15 protein-coding genes are annotated in these 17,909 nt (G+C 74.1%); 3 read left to right on the top strand and 12 right to left on the bottom strand.

Going from position 1 to position 17,909, the window contains the following annotated elements; genetic code table 11:
* Positions 1 to 44 precede the first annotated feature (44 nt).
* Positions 45 to 860 carry a crotonase/enoyl-CoA hydratase family protein gene (locus ACOACO_RS01810; RefSeq protein ID WP_420294547.1) on the top strand — a complete coding sequence of 272 codons (816 nt, stop codon included), beginning with the start codon at positions 45 to 47 and terminating at the stop codon, positions 858 to 860.
* A 45-nt stretch (positions 861 to 905) separates the two neighbouring features.
* Here ACOACO_RS01810 and ACOACO_RS01805 read toward each other — a convergent pair whose 3' ends face one another.
* The 5 genes from ACOACO_RS01805 to ACOACO_RS01785 all read right to left on the bottom strand — a co-directional run bounded on the left by ACOACO_RS01805 (position 906) and on the right by ACOACO_RS01785 (position 6,237).
* The gene (locus ACOACO_RS01805) at positions 906 to 1,340 is read right to left on the bottom strand and encodes a DUF6578 domain-containing protein (protein WP_420294546.1); all 435 of its coding nucleotides are present in this window, start codon (positions 1,338 to 1,340) and stop codon (positions 906 to 908) included.
* A gap of 387 nt (positions 1,341 to 1,727) precedes the next feature.
* Positions 1,728 to 3,014 (bottom strand): DUF222 domain-containing protein, encoded by a 1,287-nt coding sequence (locus ACOACO_RS01800; RefSeq protein ID WP_420294545.1) that lies wholly within the window; start codon positions 3,012 to 3,014, stop codon positions 1,728 to 1,730.
* 344 nt (positions 3,015 to 3,358) lie between these two features.
* Entirely contained in the window at positions 3,359 to 4,363 is a 1,005-nt protein-coding gene (locus tag ACOACO_RS01795; RefSeq protein ID WP_420294544.1) for a hypothetical protein, read from the bottom strand.
* A gap of 66 nt (positions 4,364 to 4,429) precedes the next feature.
* On the bottom strand, positions 4,430 to 5,353 hold the full coding sequence (locus ACOACO_RS01790; RefSeq protein WP_420294543.1) for an oxidoreductase: 924 nt from the start codon (positions 5,351 to 5,353) through the stop codon (positions 4,430 to 4,432).
* On the bottom strand, positions 5,350 to 6,237 hold the full coding sequence (locus ACOACO_RS01785; RefSeq protein WP_420294542.1) for a maleylpyruvate isomerase family mycothiol-dependent enzyme: 888 nt from the start codon (positions 6,235 to 6,237) through the stop codon (positions 5,350 to 5,352). Before ACOACO_RS01785 ends, ACOACO_RS01790 begins: the two co-directional genes overlap by 4 nt.
* A gap of 102 nt (positions 6,238 to 6,339) precedes the next feature.
* On the opposite strand from ACOACO_RS01785, the gene ACOACO_RS01780 reads away from it, so the two are divergent.
* Positions 6,340 to 8,136 carry a thioredoxin-like domain-containing protein gene (locus tag ACOACO_RS01780; protein ID WP_420294541.1) on the top strand — a complete coding sequence of 599 codons (1,797 nt, stop codon included), beginning with the start codon at positions 6,340 to 6,342 and terminating at the stop codon, positions 8,134 to 8,136.
* Between the two features lie 42 nt (positions 8,137 to 8,178).
* Here ACOACO_RS01780 and ACOACO_RS01775 read toward each other — a convergent pair whose 3' ends face one another.
* Entirely contained in the window at positions 8,179 to 8,904 is a 726-nt protein-coding gene (locus ACOACO_RS01775) for a hypothetical protein (RefSeq protein ID WP_420294540.1), read from the bottom strand.
* Positions 8,905 to 9,198: 294 nt separating this feature from the next.
* Between ACOACO_RS01775 and ACOACO_RS01770 the strand changes: the two genes are divergently transcribed.
* Complete coding sequence (locus ACOACO_RS01770) at positions 9,199 to 11,247, top strand: DEAD/DEAH box helicase (protein ID WP_420294539.1); 2,049 nt, start codon at positions 9,199 to 9,201, stop codon at positions 11,245 to 11,247.
* A 260-nt stretch (positions 11,248 to 11,507) separates the two neighbouring features.
* Here the strand turns inward: ACOACO_RS01770 and mnhG are convergent, their stop codons facing one another.
* The 6 genes from mnhG to ACOACO_RS01740 are packed head-to-tail and all read right to left on the bottom strand — an operon-like array spanning position 11,508 to position 17,855.
* Positions 11,508 to 11,876 (bottom strand): monovalent cation/H(+) antiporter subunit G, encoded by a 369-nt coding sequence (gene mnhG / locus ACOACO_RS01765; RefSeq protein WP_420294538.1) that lies wholly within the window; start codon positions 11,874 to 11,876, stop codon positions 11,508 to 11,510.
* The gene (locus tag ACOACO_RS01760; protein ID WP_420294537.1) at positions 11,873 to 12,247 is read right to left on the bottom strand and encodes a monovalent cation/H+ antiporter complex subunit F; all 375 of its coding nucleotides are present in this window, start codon (positions 12,245 to 12,247) and stop codon (positions 11,873 to 11,875) included. Before ACOACO_RS01760 ends, mnhG begins: the two co-directional genes overlap by 4 nt.
* Positions 12,244 to 12,804 (bottom strand): Na+/H+ antiporter subunit E, encoded by a 561-nt coding sequence (locus ACOACO_RS01755; RefSeq protein WP_420294536.1) that lies wholly within the window; start codon positions 12,802 to 12,804, stop codon positions 12,244 to 12,246. The genes ACOACO_RS01760 and ACOACO_RS01755 overlap by 4 nt, the downstream gene beginning before the upstream one ends.
* A gap of 8 nt (positions 12,805 to 12,812) precedes the next feature.
* A complete protein-coding gene (locus ACOACO_RS01750; protein ID WP_420294535.1) occupies positions 12,813 to 14,504 on the bottom strand; it encodes a Na+/H+ antiporter subunit D in 1,692 nt (563 codons plus the stop codon).
* Complete coding sequence (locus ACOACO_RS01745) at positions 14,501 to 14,941, bottom strand: Na(+)/H(+) antiporter subunit C (protein ID WP_420294534.1); 441 nt, start codon at positions 14,939 to 14,941, stop codon at positions 14,501 to 14,503. Before ACOACO_RS01745 ends, ACOACO_RS01750 begins: the two co-directional genes overlap by 4 nt.
* Before the next feature lies 1 nt (position 14,942).
* Entirely contained in the window at positions 14,943 to 17,855 is a 2,913-nt protein-coding gene (locus ACOACO_RS01740; protein WP_420294533.1) for a Na+/H+ antiporter subunit A, read from the bottom strand.
* Positions 17,856 to 17,909 lie beyond the last annotated feature (54 nt).

Raw genomic sequence — 17,909 nt, 5'->3', positions numbered from 1 at the left:
CGAGGGGGAGGCGCGCGTCGTTACCCGCGAGTACCATCGCGGCCATGCGCGCCTCCTCGCCGACCACCACGTACGTCACCTGCACGGTCGAGAACGGCGTGGCGCACGTGCGCCTGGCCCGTCCCGACAAGCTGAACGCGCTCACGCTCGAGACGCTCGACGACCTGATCCGCATCGCCCGCTGGCTGCGCACCGACCGCAGCCTGCGGGCGGTCGTCATCTCCGGCGAGGGTGACTCGTTCTGCGCCGGCCTCGACTTCGGGTCCGTGATGCGCAAGCCGGCGGCGATCGTCGGTGCGCTGCTGCCGTCCCCGCTGCGCGGGACGAACAAGTTCCAGGAGGCCTGCTGGGCCTGGCGCCGGGTGCCGGTGCCGGTGATCGCGGCCGTGCACGGCCACTGCTACGGCGGCGGGCTGCAGATCGCGCTGGCCGCGGACTTCCGCATCGCGACGCCCGACTCGCGCTGGTCGGTGCTCGAGGGCAAGTGGGGCCTCATCCCCGACATGAGCGGGGTGCGGAGCATCTCCGAGCTCGTCGGCATCGACGTGGCGAAGAAGCTGACCATGACCGCCGAGGTGGTCTCCGGCAAGGAGGCCCGCGACCTGGGCCTCGTGACCGAGCTGGACTCCGAGCCCGTCGCCGCCGCCGAGGCCCTCGCGGAGACGCTGCGCACGAAGTCGCCCGACGCGATCGCCGCCGCCAAGCGGCTCTTCGACGGCGCGCAGACCGCGAGCGCGCGCCGTACCTTCTCCCGCGAGCGCATCGAGCAGGTGCTCCTGCTGGCGACCCGCAACGCCCGCGTCGCCCGCGAGTCGGCGTTCGCGAAGATCACGCCGTCGTTCGGGCCGCGCTCGCGCTGAGGCCCGTCGCGGGAGGGGCTCCGGGGCGGGGCTCACGGCCCGGGTTCAGGCCCGGGGAGCGACTGGGAACAGGTCGAGGTCCACCAGCCAGCCGACGATGCGCCGGCCGGCGAGCGAGGGCTCGTCGTCGCGGTGCACCTGGGGCACGTCGACCAAGTACGACGACAGCTCCGGCGCCGGCGCGTAGCCGCCCCGCCGTCGCGACCGGAGCGGTGCCGGCCAGGGGACCTGCGGGTCGGGGTCGACCTCCCTCTCCAGCGCCTGGATGCGCCGCACCCTGCCGCGCTGCTCGGGCGGCGCGGGGTCCTCGTGCAGCGACAGCCGCCACGCGACCTCCCCCAGCTCGGGGTCGAGCTCGTGCAGGCCGTCCGGCGCCCACCCGTCCTCGGGCGCCAGGTGCCACGTGATGACGTCGGACGTCGCGAACGTCGGCCCGCAGCACCCCGCCTCCGCCTCGTCGATCCACACCACCGTCTCCACGCGCCCCATCCTGGGCCCGCCCGGCCACGCGCGCGAGGGGTTTGTGAGGCGGGGTGGGCGCGCCGGCCGCACTGGTCCGGTGGTTGAGGTGGCCGCGCTGGTCCGGCGGCGGCGCTGGTCCAGGTTGAGGCGGCCGCACGCGTGTCCGTTGGTTGAGGTGGCCGCGCCAGCGGCCCTCGAAACCCCGCGGGCGTGCTGGTGTGGTTTCGAGGGGTTGCCAGGGCAACCCACCTCAACCACCGAGGGGCGGGGTGGGCGCGCCGGCCGCACCGGTCCAGTGGTTGAGGTGGCCGCGCTGGTCCGGCGGTTGGGGTGGCCGCGCTGGCCCGGTGGTTGAGGTGGCCGCGCCAGCGGCCCTCGAAACCACGGCTCGGGGTTGCGGGTTCATCAGTTCCGCCGCGTGAACCGGAGCTTGCCGGTGCCGAGCGTCTCGGTCAGGTACGTCGGGTCGTGCGCGACGCGGTGGTGGTGCCAGCACAGCAGTCGTCCGCGGGCCACCGAGGTCTTGCCGCCGCGGGCCCAGGGGTCGTCGTGGTGGGCCTCGCAGCGCTGCGGCGGGGCGTCGCAACCTTCGGCGGTGCAACCTCCGTCGCGCAGGATCAAGGCGATGCGCTGGGGCTTGTTGTGGAACCGGGCGGAACGGCCGAGGTCGAGCACCTCGCTCTTGGTGCCGAGCACCGCCGGCACGAGGTCTGCGCCGCAGGCGAGGCGTCGGGCCTCGCCGGGCGAGAGGCGGTGGCCGGTGTCCAACGACGCCGCCGCGAGCCCGCCGGTGAGGGTGTCGAGCTGCATCGTCACCACGACTGTCGCGCCCGCACCGGCGGCGTCGGGCAGGTCGGCGTCGCGCATCCGCTCGATCAGCTCGACGAACGCTTGACCACGCTCCTCCCACAGCGGTCGCGCGTCCCCGCCGACGGGGGTGTCGGCCGTCTCCGGGGCGACCGCGTCGGCCGCGTCATTGTTGGCACGCAAGTGGTCGCGCCGTGGCGAGGCGATGGCGTCGATCATCTTGGCGAACATCGCGCCGTGCATCTCCGGCACCGTGAACTTGCCGTGGACGCACCCGTGCCCGTCCTCGCGCATCGTCAGCCGGATCCGCGCAGCCGCCTCACGCTCCTCCTTCGCCAGCAGCTCCGCCTCACGCGCCTCACCGATCGCGGGGGCGACGATGTCGAGGATCCGTCGCCCCAGCACCCGCAGGTCCTTCGCGTCGTGATCGGCCGCGAATCCGACCAGCGTCTCCTCGGCCTCGTCTCGGACCCTCCCGGCGACGTCGCCGCCCAGGTCGTCGAGCGCGCCCACGATCGCCTCGGCCTGCCCGGGTGAGACCGCGCCGGAGGAGCAGGCAGCGACGAGAGCGTCGTACCGCTCGTCGGTGGCAACCGCGACGCGGACCCGGCGGTGGGCCTCGGCCCGCGTCACGTGCGTCGCGTTCGCGAACCAGACCGCGGTCGACGGGGCGCCGGTCTCGTCCTCGACCTGCACATCGGTGGCGTGGGCCAGCAGCCTCGACTGGAGGGCGGCGAGGCGGTTCGCCGCCCGTTCGAGCTCGACGAGTGCGCCGCCGGTCTCGGTCGGGCCGAGGGTCAGGAGACCGAGGTCGAAACCCTCATCGAGGTCGTCGTGCAGGCGCGCCACTACCCCGGCGAGGGGGTGCAGCGCGGTCTCGGTCATGGATCCATCACACCAGCGACCACCGACATTCTCGGCCGCGGTCGACGGTTCTCCACAGATCGAGTCTCCGCAGGTCAGAAAGGTTGGTGCCCCTGGCCGCCGGCCTTCCCGGGCGTGGTTTCGAGGGGTGCTAACGCACCCACCTCAACCACCGGAGCGAGCGCGGGCGCACCCACCTCAACCACCGGAGCGAGCGCGGGCGCACCCACCTCAACCACCGGAGCGAGCGCGGGCGCGGCCACCTCAATCACCGGAGCGGGGGCCCTAGCGCGGTCACCTCAACCACCGGAGCGAGCGCGGGCGCGGCCACCTCAACCACCGGAGCGAGCGCGGGCGCGGCCGCCTCAACCACCGGGCGGCTGCCGGTCCGGGTCCCGGTCCTCGTCGGCCTCGCGCCGCTCGTCGTCACGAGCGTCACCGTCCGCCTGGCTCGACAGCGCGGCACGCCTCTCGCGCGTCTCGGCCTCGCGCTGCTCGCGCAGCTCGGCCTTGCGCTGGTCCTGGGTGCGGCGGCGCCGCACCTCGCCGTACGCCAGGGCGACGCCGATGAGGACGGGGACGACGTACTTCGCGTTCTGCAGCAACCACCGCAGCCACGCGGGCAGCTGCCAGTCGGGGAGGTCGATGCTCGGCCACGGGATCGACGGCAGGTCGGGCCAGGGGATCGACGGGAGGTCCGGCCAGGGGATGGACGGCAGGTCCGGCCACGGGATCGACGGCAGCGGCACCGCGAACGCCAGCCGCGCCAGCAGCCACACCACGACGAACGGCCCGACGACCTTCACCACGCCCGCCACGACGTGGCGTGCGGCGTACAGCGCGGGGTGGCGGCGGGCGCGCTCCTCGCGGCGGGCGGCCGGCGTACCGGGGTCCGGGTCCAGGTCGAGGCCACCGATGCCCGTGCGGGCCGCGGCCTTCGCGCCCGCCTTCGCGCTGACGGCGTCGTCCGGCCCGAACCACGTCACCCGGCGGGCGCCCCCGAAGGTCGACCAGCGCACCCGCACGGCGCCGAGCGCCGGATCGGGCTCCCCGGCCTCGGGCTCCCCGGCCTCGCAGGCGCCGGCCCCGGAGCCGTCGGCCTGGCCCCTCGGCTCCCCGTCGGAGTCCTCATCGGAGTCCTCATCGGAGTCCTCATCGGAGTCCTCATCGGAGTCGGAGTCGGAGTCGGAGTCGTCCTTCCCGACCCGGTCGCCGGGCACGAGGACGAACGCGTCGTCGTTGCCGCGCCTGCGCGCGACCTCGACGCCGTCGACGTACCAGGTCGCCACGTTCGACCACCCGGACGCGTCGGTCACCACCCGGTGCCGGTGCGTCCCGGTGTCGATCTCCCAGCCCTGCTCCTCGCCCACGCCCCGACGCTAGGCACCACCGCGGCCCACCGCATCCGCCGACGGGCGCGGGCGGGGTGACTTTGGTCAGGGCCAGGTGAGCCCGACCGTCTCCTCGCTCAGCTCCCACAGCTGCCGCTGCGCCTCGGCGTCGCGCGAGAGCGCGGTCGAGCCGACGACGCGGGGCTTGCCGCGGATGCCCCGGAAGCCACCGGGCCCGCAGAAGGTGCCGCCGGGCAGGTCGGCGGTGGCCGCCATGATCGTCGGCTCCGCCCCCTGCGCCGCCGACTGCGCGGTGAACCGGGTGACCGCGTCGAGGATCGAGGCCACGCCGCCGCCCGACCCGCCGGTCTGGCCGTAGGACAGCAGGTGGGTCGAGGCGTAGCCCGGGTGCGCCGCCAGCGCCCGCAGCGGCAGGCCGGCGGCGGTGGCCCGGCGCTGCAGCTCGTGGGTGAACAGCAGGTTGGCCAGCTTCGTCTGCCCGTAGACGCCCCACCGGCTGTAGCGCCGGGGCGCCCGCCGCGGGTCGCCCAGCGGGGGCGTGCGCGCGATCGTGTGCATCATCGACGACACCGTCACCACGCGTCCCTCGCCGCCGTCGACGAGCTGCGGGAGGAGCAGCCCGGTCAGCAGGAACGGGCCGAAGTGGTTCGTCGCCATCTGCAGGTCGAGGTCGTCGTCGGTGCGCCGCGCCGGGGTCGCCATGACGCCGGCGTTGTTGACGAGCACGTCGATCGCGCCGAGGCGCTGGGCCTCGGTGGCGGCCGCGCGCACGGACGCCAGCGACGAGAGGTCGACGACCAGCCGCTCCAGCCGGGCGCCGGGCACCTCGCGGCGGATGTCCGCCTCCGTCACGTCCAGCTTCGCCTCGCTCCGGGCGGCCAGCACCACACGGGCCCCGGCCCGGGCCAGCTCGAGCGCGGTCACCTCGCCGAGCCCGCTCGTGGGGCCGGTCACCACGACGGTGCGCCCCTCCAGCGAGGGCACGTCGGCCAGGGACCAGGCGCTCACGGCGTGACCGCCAGGCCCGCGAGGACACGGTCGGCGAGGTCGCGGTCGCCCTCCACCCCGAACGCGGCCGGGTCGAGCGCCCCGCGCCCGCCCGCGGCGAGCACGTAGGTCTCCAGGTCGCAGGACAGCCGCACCGTGGGGCTCGCCACCGCCGCGACGTCCACCTCCCGGGCCCGGCCGTCCTCGCCCACCTCGACCGCGACAGCCGTCAGCCCGGCCACGTCGAGCACCACCGTCGCGCCCACCGGCGCCTGCGCGCGCTTGCCCACCACGAACGGCAACGAGCGCACGAGCTTGGTCGCGACGTACGACGCCGCCGGCCCCTCCACCTCGCCCGGCAGGCCGACGGCCCGCCGGATGTCGAGCGCGTGCATCCACACGTCGAGGGGGCGGTTGCCGAGGAAGGTCTCGGTGTCCCACCCGATCGCGCCGAAGGCACCCGGCGCCGGGGCCGTGGGGTCGGTGGGCGGCGTGGCCGCCAGGGCGGTACGGCGCGTGGTCGCCGCCGCGCGCAGCTCGTGCACCAGCGTGCGGGGCGGCGAGTCGCGCCGCGCCACGACGCCCTCCTCGCAGAACCGGCCCATGTCGTTGCGCACGTGCGGCGCGTCGCCGACGTCCACCGGCGTGTGCTCGGCGCCGACCGCGACGGCCTCCAGGTGCGCCAGGTGGGCGAGCACGTCGTGCACGGTCCACCCCGGCAGCTCGGTCGGGCGGCTCCAGGCGTCGTCGGGCACCTGCTCGACCAGGTCGAGGGCCTCGCCGACGGCCAGCCACCACACGTCGACGTACGACCCGAGCCGCGCCGCGTCCTCGCTCGTCTCGGCGGTCGACCCCTCGGGGTCGCCGGGGGGAGCCGTCTCGGGGGCGGGCTGCTGCGTCGTCATGGGCGCCACAGTAGCCACGGGCCGGGCCGGGCGGGGAGGGGTCGCGGGGACGCTGTGGAGGGCCGGCGGGCGCCGTCCCCGGCCGCCGCTAGCCTCTCCCGCATGGCGAGGAACGACGGCACCGTCCCCCGGGTCCGGGCCCCCGAGCTGCGCGGGCGCGGCTGGCTCAACGTGGCGGCCCCCCTCACGCTGGGTGACCTGCGGGGCCGCTTCGTGCTGCTCGACTTCTGGACCTTCTGCTGCGTCAACTGCCTGCACGTGCTCGACGAGCTGCGCCCCGTCGAGGAGAAGCACGCCGAGCACCTCGTCGTCGTCGGCGTGCACAGCCCCAAGTTCGTCCACGAGGCCGATCCGGACGCGCTCGCGGCCGCCGTCGAGCGCTACGACGTGGCCCACCCCGTGCTCGACGACCCCGAGCTCGTGACCTGGCAGGCCTACACGGCCCGCGCGTGGCCGACGCTGGTGCTCGTCGACCCGGAGGGGTACGTCGTGGCGCAGTACGCCGGGGAGGGCCACGCCCACGCCGTCGACCGGCTCCTCGACGAGCTGGTGGCCGAGCACCGCGAGCGCGGCACCCTGCAGCCGGGGGACTCGCCGTACGTGCCGCCACCCGCCGTCGCGGGCGACCTGCGCTTCCCCGCGAAGGCCGTGCCGCTGCCCGACGGCCGGGTGCTCGTCGCGGACGCGGGGCACGACGCGGTCGTCGAGCTCGCCGGGGTGGACGGCCCCGTGCTGCGCCGCTTCGACGGCTTCCGCGAGCCCAACGGGCTCTGCCTGCTGCCGGCGGAGGTGGCCGAGCGGGTCGGGTACGACGTGGTGGTCGCCGACACCGTGGCCCACCGGCTCGTGGGGCTCGCCCTCGCCGACGGCAGCACGCGGGTGCTCGCCGGCGACGGCACCCAGTGGATGCAGGGCGACGGCACCGAGCGGCTGTCCTCGCCGTGGGACGTCGTGTGGTGGCGCGACCGGGTCTGGGTCGCGATGGCCGGGATCCACCAGCTGTGGACCCTCGACCCCCTCACCGGCGCGGTGGAGGTCGCCGCGGGCACCACCAACGAGGGCCTCCTCGACGGCCCGCTCGCGACGGCGTGGTTCGCCCAGACCTCCGGGCTCGCGGCGGACGGGGACCGCCTCTGGCTGGCCGACTCCGAGACCTCGTCGCTGCGCTGGGTGGACGGCGCCTCCCTCGAGGTGCGCACCGCGGTCGGCTCCGGCCTCTTCGACTTCGGGTTCCGCGACGGCCCCGGCGGCCACGGCGAGGACGCCGGGCTGCTCCAGCACCCCCTCGGCGTCACGGTGCTGCCCGACGGCTCCGTCGCGGTCTGCGACACCTACAACGGCGCGGTGCGCCGCTTCGACCGCCGCGCCGGGGAGCAGGGCGGGCTGACGACGCTGGCCACCGACCTGTCCGAGCCCAGCGGTGCCCACCTCGAGGGCGACCACCTCGTGGTCGTCGAGTCGACGGCGCACCGGCTCACCCGCGTTCCGCTCGGCGGGGTCGTGGCGACCGACGGCTTCGCCCACACCACGCAGCGGCCCGTCACCGAGGTCGCGGGCGACGTCGAGCTCGTCGTCGCCTTCACCCCGCCGCCGGGCCAGAAGGTCGACGACCGCTTCGGTCCGCCCTCGCAGCTCCACGTCTCCGCCACCCCGCCGGCGCTGCTGCGCGAGGGCGAGGGGCGGGGCACGGACCTGGTACGCCGGCTCGTGCTCGACCCGGCCGTCGGCGAAGGCGTCCTGCACGTGGCGGCGCGGGCCGCGTCGTGCGACGTGGCGCCCGACGGCGTGCCCGCGGAGGGCGCGGCGTGCCACCTGCACCAGCAGGACTGGGGCGTGCCGGTGCGCGTCAGCGTCGACGGTCCCGTCGAGCTCCTGCTGCCGCTCGGCGGGGAGGGCTGAGAGCCGGGTCTCGGGGAGCGCCGGTCTCGGGAGGCGCCGCGCTCAGGCGCGGGCGGCCTCGTAGAAGGCGGTGGCCTGCTCGGTGGCGGCGTCGGCGTCGGTCACCGACAGGGGGAGCAGGAGGTTGGCGACGGCGTCGCCGTACGCCGCCGCGCAGAACCACTGCTGCGCCTGCTGGTCCTGGGCGACGAGGACGGGAACGTAGCCGCAGGCGACCCCGCCGCCGTCGACCTCGTCGGACACGATCTCCTGGCCGAGGTTGAACTCGACGGTCTGCGCCGCGATCTCGGCGGGCGGTGCGGTGCCGAGCGCCTCGCTGGCCAGCACCACCGCGACCAGCTGCTCGGCCGGGTCGCTCGTCCCGTCGACGACGTAGACGCCGCCCTCCGGGCCGCCGTCCGCCCCCGCCGGGCGGTCGGAGAGCACCTCGAGCGCCTGGTCGAGCCGGTCCTGGGCGGCGGCGGAGGTGTCGCGCCCCCACTCCGTGTCACCGACCGCGAACCCGTCGGGGACGGTCAGCGTCCCGTCGGCCCCGTCCTCGCCGGCCCCACCGTCATCGTTGCCCGCGCCGGCCTCGCTGGAGGCGTCCGGGTCCTCGGCCGGCGGGTCGGCGTCGGGCTGGCGGAACCACCACACGACGGCCACGGCCACCGCCAGCAGCACCGTGAACGTCACCCACCAGCGTCGCCGCATCAGCACGGGCCGGCTGTCGGTCGGCGTCGCGGGCCGGGTGTCCGACGGGTCGTCGGGGGCGGGGTGCTTGCTCACGGGGCCAGACTGCCACCACCGGCTCCACCGCCCCGGGGGTGACCCACGAGACAACCGCGGGGATTCACGGTCGGGGGAGCAGCGGCGTACTCTGGACGACGGCCAGTGGTCCGCCCCTTGCGGCGGCAGCCACCTCTTTTCCTTGCACCCGGTGTGGTGCATCCCCGCTCCAGGGGGTGCAGAGACCAGCGATCGGGTTCATCGAGATCGCGTCTCGTCAGGCCCATCGGCTCCGCACCCGCGGTTCCGCGCGCAGACGCATGCCCGTCACCGCTGTGAATTGAAGGTTCCACTTTGTCTTCCCACACCACCGAGCACATCGCTGCCCCGAGCAGCTCCTCCGAGAACCCGACGGCCGAGCCCGTCGTGACGGACCCCGCCACGGAGTCCTCGCCGATCGAGACCGTCGAGACCGAGGCCGCCGAGGCTGCCGAGTCCGAGGCGCCGGTCGTCGACGAGGCCCCCGAGGCCGTCGTCGTCGAGAACGACGTCGAGGTCGCTGACACCGACGAGGCCCCCGTCGAGACCGAGGCCGACGAGGCCACCGAGATCGCCGAGGCCCTCGCGGCCGCCGCGGAGGACGCCCCGTCGTTCCCCGAGCTGCGCGCCGACCTCATCGCCGCGCTCGCCGTGCAGGGCATCACCGCGCCCACGCCGGTGCAGCAGGCCGTCATCCCCGACGGCCTCGCCGGCCACGACGTCCTGGGCCGCGCCCAGACCGGCTCCGGCAAGACGCTGGCGTTCGGCATCCCCGTGATGCAGCGCCTCGCCGGCAAGCGCAGCCGCCCGTGCCACCCCCGCGCCGTCATCATCGTGCCGACGCGTGAGCTCGCCACCCAGGTGACGCGCTCCATGCAGCCGCTCGCGGAGGCCGTGGGCCTGAAGCTGACGACCGTGTACGGCGGGGTGCCCTACGAGCGCCAGACCCGCCAGCTCCGCCAGCGTGCGGACATCGTCGTCGCGACGCCGGGCCGCCTGGGCGACCTGCTCGAGAACGGCTACTGCTTCTTCGACGACGTCGAGGTCACCGTCCTCGACGAGGCCGACCACCTGTGCGACCTGGGCTTCTTCCCGGTCGTCGACGAGCTCGTCGGCATGACGCCGGCCGGCACGCAGCGCATGCTCCTGAGCGCCACCCTCGACGGCGACGTCGACACCCTGGTGCGCCACCACCTGCGCGACCCGCGCCTGCACCAGCTCGACCCGAACGCCGGTGCGGTCACGACCATGACCCACCACACGATGGTCGTCGGCGGCTTCCGCGAGAAGGTCGACGCCGCTGTCGACCTCGTGAAGGCCAACGGCCGCACGATCGTCTTCACCCGCACCCGTGAGGGCGCCATCGAGCTGGCGGACGCCCTCGAGCAGGCCGGCCTCCCGGCCGTCGACCTGCACGGCGACCTGTCGCAGCGGGTGCGCGAGCGGAACCTGGCGCGTTTCTCCTCCGGCGACGCCCAGGCCGTCGTCGCCACCGACGTCGCCGCCCGCGGCATCCACGTCGACGGCGTGAAGCTCGTCGTGCACTTCGACGCGGCCTCCGACCCGAAGGCCTACCTGCACCGCTCGGGCCGCACGGCCCGCGCCGGCGACGACGGTGGTGTCGTCACGCTGACCACGCCGAAGTTCCTCTCCTCCGTCGTCCGCCTGCAGAAGGGCGCCGCGGTCGAGGTGCGTCACCACGACTTCCGCAAGGCCCAGCGCCCGCTGACCGTGAAGTCGCTCGACGAGTCCGGCGAGGCTGCCCCGCAGCGCTCCGCCGGCCCGCGCAGCGAGGGTGGCCCGCGCAGCGGCGGCTCCCGCTCGTTCGGCAACCGTGGTGGTGGCCAGGGCGGCTACCGCGGCAACCGCGAGGGTGGCGGCTACCAGGGCAACCGTGAGGGTGGTGCCCGCGAGGGTGGCTACCGCGGCAACCGTGAGGGCGGCCAGGGCGGCTACCAGGGCAACCGAGAGGGTGGCCAGGGCGGCTACCGCGGCAACCGTGAGGGTGGCCAGGGCGGCTACCAGGGCAACCGTGAGGGCGGCCAGGGTGGCTACCAGGGCAACCGCGAGGGTGGCCAGGGCGGTTACCGCGGTAACCGCGAGGGCGGCGGCTACCAGGGCAACCGTGAGGGTGGCGCCCGCGAGGGTGGCTACCGCGGGAACCGTGAGGGTGGCGGCTACCAGGGCAACCGTGAGGGTGGCCAGGGCGGTTACCGCGGCAACCGCGAGGGCGCCCCGGCGGGCCCCCGCAGCGCCGACCGCCCCGAGCGCTCCGAGCGTGGCCCGCGCAACCGCGACGACGCGCCCCAGGGCGCGGGTCGCAAGAAGGAGCGTTGGAGCAAGGAGCAGCGCTTCACGCGCTGACCGCTGACGCACAGAGTCCCGGCACGACGAGAGCCCCCGAGCGATGCTCGGGGGCTCTCGTGCGTCCGGGCCCGTCGGTCTGACGGCACGGGGTACAGCGGCGGCGGTCGCGATGCGCGGACGGTGCGCGGCGGGTGGGCGGGTCCGCCGTACCGGGGCGTCGGGGACGGTCGTCCACCCAACCCACCACTTCCGGTGGGAAGTTTCGCGCGACAAGTGGCGGGTTCCCCGGTGCACCGGGGAACCCGCCACCCCCCCGGTCACGGCGCGCCGCGGTTCTCCTTCAGCCTCGGCAGGGCCTCGCTGAGCTCGTCGGCGACGAGGAGGTCGTCGCGGACCTGGCCGGCGCGGTACGACGCGCGCCCGGCCATGTGGGACGCGACGGGCGAGGTGACCATCTGGAAGACCGCCACGAGCGCGAGGAGCGCGGTGGCCGACGGGTCGCGCAGGCGCAGGGCGAGGCCCAGCACCACGAGGAGCAGGCCGAGCACCTGGGGCTTGGTGGCCGAGTGCATCCGGGTCAGCAGGTCGGGGAAGCGCAGCAGCCCGATCGCGGCGATCAGCGTCAGCAGGGCCCCGGCGAGCAGGAGCACCGCCGAGACCACGTCGAGGACGTCCGTCAGGCTCATCGCTTCATCCTCCTCGCGCGCAGGCTGTCCTCGCGCAGGCTGCGCATCCGGCGCTGGGCCAGTCGCGCGCGGTTGTCGGGGTCGTCGGACTCCTCGGCCTCGACGTCGTCGCTTCCCGGGGAGAAGCGGGCGACGCTGACGGAGCCGACGAACCCGAGCAGGGTCGCCACGAGCAGCAGCGGGATCGTCTCGGTGTTGGCGTCGATCGCCGCCTCGACGGCGACGGCGCAGATGCTGATGGCGAGGAGCACGTCGAACGCGATCGCGCGGTCGAGCATCGTCGGCCCGAGCGCCATGCGCAGCACCACGAGCAGTGCGGAGACGCCGAGCAGCAGCCCGGCCACGGCCATCAGGGCCGTCATGGCGGTCATCGGTCCACCTCCGTGAGGGTGTGCTCCTCGGGGCCGCCGAACGCGGCGAGCACCCGGTCCTCCTGGGCGAGCACGCGGTGGCGCACGGCCTCGAGGTCGGCCTCGTCGGAGACGTCGAGCGCGTGCAGGTAGAGGGTGTGGCTGGCGCGGTGCACCTCGACCACGACGCTCCCGGGCACGAGCGTGGCCAGCTGGGCGACGACGGTGAGCACGAAGTCGGACTCGGTGCGCAGCCGCACCTCGACCAGGGCGCTCGTCAGGTCCTTCGGCGGGAAGAGGGTCAGGCGGGCCACCTGGAAGCTCGCGACCAGCACGTCCCAGTGGAACCGGGCCACCAGCACGACGAAGGCCCACGGGCGCAGCCGCAGCTGCATCCGCAACGGCGGCAGGGGGAAGACGAAGCAGACCCCGACCGCGACCGCGATGCCGCCGACGAACGAGAACGCGCTGTAGCTGCCCCACAGCGCCCACCACACGAGGGTGAGCACGAGCACCATCGGCCACTGCACGGAGCGGTAGCGCGCCGGGCGCTGCAGGCCCGCGCGCGTCGTCTTCATCTGCGGGCTCATCCCTCGTCCCCCAGCACGGCGGAGAGGTACGGCGTGCGCTCGAGCAGGTCGTCCGCCGCGCGGTCGGTGAACGAGAAGAGCGGGCCGGCGAGGAACGTGATGGCGACGCTCACCAGCACGAGACCGGCGGCCGGCACGACCATCGACGCGGGCAGGCGCGACGGCAGGGAGTCGTCGCGGATCCGCTGGTAGAGGTCGCGGTCGGGCTGGTCGCTGTCGGCGACGCGCTTGGCGTCGGCGAGGTCGCGCTCGCCGAAGGCGACCGAGCCGACGTGCACGTGGCCGCGGTGGCGCACGAGGTGGGGCGCCGAGGACGCGGTCTCCTCGGCGGGGTCGGCCCCGGAGGGCAGGAGCCGCATCATCTCGTGCGCCTGCTCCGGGGACCGCCAGAAGGCGAGCGCCCAGGTCTTCGCGACGGCGTACAGGGTGAGGAGGCTGGTGAGCGTGCCGCCCGCGACGAGCAGCACGGCGAGCCAGGAGCCGTCGGAGAGGCCCGCCTGGAGGAGGCCCACCTTGCCGAGGAAGCCGGACAGCGGCGGGATGCCCGCGAGGTTCATGGCCGGCACGAAGAAGAGCACGCCCAGCAGCGGCGCCAGCCGGGCGAGGCCGCCCAGCCGGAGCAGCGCGGTGCTGCCGGCACGGCGCTCGATGAGGCCCAGGACGAGGAACAGCGCGGTCTGGATGGTGATGTGGTGCGCCACGTAGAAGACGGCGCCCGAGAGCCCGGCCTCGGTGGCGAGCGCGATGCCGAAGATCATGTAGCCGATGTGGCTGACCAGCGTGAAGGACAGCATGCGCTTGATGTCCGACTGCGCCACCGCGCCGAGGATGCCGACGAGCATCGTCACCAGCGCCGCCCACATCAGCAGGTCGGTCAGCGGGCTCTCGGGGAAGAGCAGGGTCTGCAGCCGGATGATGGCGTAGACGCCGACCTTGGTGAGCAGGCCCGCGAACACGGCCGTGACGGGTGCGGGGGCGGTCGGGTAGCTGTCGGGCAGCCACAGCGACAGCGGGAAGACGGCGGCCTTGATCGAGAACGTCACGAGCAGCAGCAGCTGCAGCGTCAGGGACACGTGGTGGGGGAGGTCGTCGAGGCGCTGCGCGATCTGCGCCAGGTTGAGCGTGCCCACCGCCGCGTAGACCGCGGCCAGGGAGATGAGGAACAGCATCGAGGACGTCACGTTCACGACGACGTAGATCGTGCCCGCCCGCACCCGCGCCGCGGTGCCGCCCAGCGTGAGCAGCACGTAGCTGGCGAAGAGCAGCATCTCGAAGCTGACGAACAGGTTGAACAGGTCGCCGGCCAGGAAGGCGTTGGAGACGCCGGCGACGAGGACGAGGAACGTCGGGTGGTAGATCGAGACCGGCGCCTCCGACTCGTCCCCGGTCATGCCCTGGCCGATGGAGTACGCGAGCACCGCGAGGGTGACCACCGAGGAGACGAGCAGCATCAGCGCGGCCAGCCGGTCGGCCACGAGCGCGATGCCGATGTCCTCCCAGGCGCCGAGCCACACCACCTGGGGACCGTCGCGGTCGGCGGCGACGAGCAGCACGGCGGCGATGACGACGATGGCGACGAGTACGGCGAACGTCACCGCCCGCTGCGCCTGCGGGCGCCGCGACAGCATGAGGGCGAGGCCGGCGCCGAGCAGCGGCAGCAGCACCGGGAGCGGGACGAGGCTGGTCATGCGCCGTCCTCCCGGGGGGCGTCGTCGTCGTCGCGCTGGGCCCGGGTCGTGAGGCCGTAGCTGTCGGACGTGGCGTCGTCGATGGCGAGCTTGCGGATGGCGGCGTCCTCCACGTCGTCCTGCACGTCGTCGTGCTCGTGCAGCTGCCAGGACCGGTGGGCCATGGCGAGCAGGAAGGCGACCGTGCCGAGGGTGATGACGATGGCGGTCAGCACGAGCGCCTGGGGGAGGGGATCCGTCATCTCGGCGGGGTCGGAGGAGCCCACGATCGGGGAGGTCCCGGACGGTCCGCTGGAGATGAGGAACATGATGTTGACCCCGTTGCTCAGCAGCACGAGGCCCACGAGCACGCGGGTGAGGCTGCGCTCGAGCAGCAGGTAGGTGCCGCAGGCCACGAGGGCGCCGCAGGTCACGACGAGGGTGGCGTTGACCTCCACGTCACACCACCGCCCCGGGCTGGGAGCCGGAGCCGGCCGGTCGGCCCTCGCGCTCCGCGCGCAGGATCTGGCGGTCCAGGCGCGAGCCGAAGGTGCGGAGCAGGTCGAGGATGAGTCCCACCACCACGAGGTAGACGCCGATGTCGAAGAAGATCGAGGAGACCAGGTGCACCTCGCCGAGCAGCGGCAGGTGCAGGTAGTAGTCGGCCGTCTGCTGGGGCACGCCGCCGAAGAGCATCGGCGCCAGCCCGGCGAGCGCGGAGGTGAACAGCCCCGTGCCGATGAGGATGCCGGCGTCGATCGGCGCGGCCTCGTCGAGCTCGTAGCGGCCGCCGGCCAGGTAGCGGATGACGAGCGCGAGGCCGGTCACCATGCCGGCCGCGAAGCCGCCGCCGGGCTGGTTGTGGCCCGCGATGAGCAGGTAGATCGCGAAGACCATGATGACGTGGAAGATCAGCCGGGTGACCACCTCGAAGATGATCGAGCGGCGGTCGGGGCTCAGCGTGCGCGGGCCGGGCAGCCACACCCGTCGCCCGGGCGACGTGGGTTGCTTCTCTACCCCTTGCGGGTACGGGATGTCGTGGACGCGGCGGATGCCCGACATGCGGGTGTCGAGGAAGATCAGGCTGGCCACGCCGGTGGCGGCCGCGACGAGCACGGAGATCTCGCCCATCGTGTCCCAGGCGCGCATGTCGACGAGCGTCGTGTTGACGATGTTCTTGCCGTAGGCGAACTCCAGCGACGCCTCGGGGAAGGCCTCGGACACGGGCGTCGCGGTGCGCGCGGCGGCGGCGACGACCATGAACCCGGCGGCCGCGGTGCCGAAGAGAGCCGCCAGGCCCATGCGCCAGAAGCGCTGGCGGCTCAGCGGCCGGTTCGTGAAGTAGTCGGGCAGGCGGCGCAGCACCAGGACGAACACGACGAGGCTGACCGTCTCGACGAGCACCTGGGTGAGCGCGATGTCGGGCGCGCCCTGCACGAGGAAGAGCAGGCCCACGCCGTAGCCGGTGACCCCGGCCAGGATGACGGCGCGCAGCCGGCGCCGCGAGCGCACGGTGGCGATGGAGGCCGCCACCACGACGAGACCGATCACGGGCTGCGCGAAACGGTCCCAGGCGACGAGCTCGACGGGGGACTCCCCGGTCGTGAGCGAGCGCACCGCGGCGTAGCCCGGCAGGAGCAGCACGACGCCGAGGATGATCGCGAGGTAGTTCGCCACCGAGCCGCGCTGCAGCGTTCCGGTCACCTCGACCGACACGCGGTCGACCGCGCGCATGCCGAACCGGTAGACGCCCTCCGCGGTGACCGGCAGCGCCGTGCGCCGCTGGAAGCGGCACAACGGGTCGCGGACGAGGAACAGCCCGATGCCGCCGACGATCGTGACCAGCGAGAACAGCAGCGGGAGGCCGAGACCGTGCCAGAGCGCGAGGTACTCCTCGTGCTCGCCCGCGACGAGCGTCTCGACGTACGGCGAGAACACGGTCGTCAGCGCCGCCCCGGCGAAGCCGAGGCCCAGGCTGAGGGCGGCGAGCACGACGGGGGAGACGACGAAGGCCGGGTGGAGCGGCTTGACCGCGGTCGGCGCCACGCCCGGCTTCGACGCGAAGGTGCCCCACAGGAAGCGCGCGGTGTAGCCGGCCGTGAGCGCGGAGCCGGCGACGAGACCGGCGACGACGAGCCAGCCGGCCCAGCCGGGCACGCCCTCGGTCTCGCCGTGGGCCAGCTCGAGGAGCGCGCTGAACACGGTCTCCTTGGCGACGAAGCCGAGCAGCGGCGGGAGTCCGGCCATCGACGCGCCCGCGAGGACCGCGGCGACGGCGACGGCGGGCATGGCGCGGCCGACCCCGGAGAGCTCGTGGAGGTCGCGCGTGCCGGTCTGCTTGTCGACGATGCCGACGGAGAGGAAGAGGGTCGCCTTGAACAGCGCGTGGGCCAGCAGCAGGCCGAGCCCGGCGAGCGCCGCGGTGCGGGAGCCGATGGAGAGCACGACGATCATGAAGCCGAGCTGGCTGACGGTGCCGTAGGCCAGCAGGAGCTTGACGTCGATCTGGCGTAGCGCCCGCCAGCCGCCGACGAGCATCGTCACGGTGCCCAGCGTCAGCAGCGACAGGTGCCAGCCCGGCACGTCGGAGAAGGCGGGCGCCAGGAGCGCGACGAGGTAGATGCCGGCCTTCACCATCGAGGCCGCGTGCAGGTAGGCGCTGACGGGCGTGGGGGCCGACATGGCGCCGGGCAGCCAGAAGTGGAAGGGGAAGATCGCGGACTTGCTGACCGCCCCGACCAGCATCAGGAGCACGGCGACCGTCACGGCGGTGCCGGCCGGCGGGTCGGCCAGGATCTCGCTGATGCGGAACGTGCCCGCCTCCCGGCCCAGCACCAGCATGCCGACGAACATGACGAGGCCGCCGAGCGTGGTGACGACGAGCGCCTCCAGCGCCGCGAGCCGGCTGGAGCGCTTCGTGGGCTCGAACCCGATGAGCAGGAACGAGAAGATCGTCGTGAGCTCCCAGAACACGAAGAGCACCAGCAGGTCGTCCGCCATGACCAGGCCGAGCATGGCGCCCACGAACGCGACGAAGCTGGTCGCGAAGATCGGCAGCCCCTGGGCGGCGTCGTCGAAGTACCAGGCGCAGTAGGTCAGCACCAGCGTGCCGATGCCGGCGACGACGAGCAGCATCACCCACTGCAGCGTGCCGACCGAGAACGCGAGGTCGAGGCCGAGCGCGGGCACCCAGTCGACCACGCTCGTGACGGTGCCGCCGTCGCGGACGTCGTCGTGCAGGGTGACGGCCCACGCGGTGGTGGCCGCGGGGAGCAGGGCGAGGGCGAGGAACGCGCGACGGCCGAGCAGGCGCACGAGGACGGGGGCCACCGCGGCGAGGACGAGGTGGGCGGCAGCGACGGCTAGCAGCACGGGGTTGACGGCCTTCGTGGTCGGCGCTGGTCGCGGTCGCGGGTGCGGGCGGTG

It is taken from the genome of Nocardioides sp. CPCC 205120 (assembly GCF_048654585.1).
Classification (GTDB): domain Bacteria; phylum Actinomycetota; class Actinomycetes; order Propionibacteriales; family Nocardioidaceae; genus Nocardioides.
Note: the sequence above shows the minus strand (reverse complement) of the source record. Positions and strands in the feature narration are given on the sequence as shown.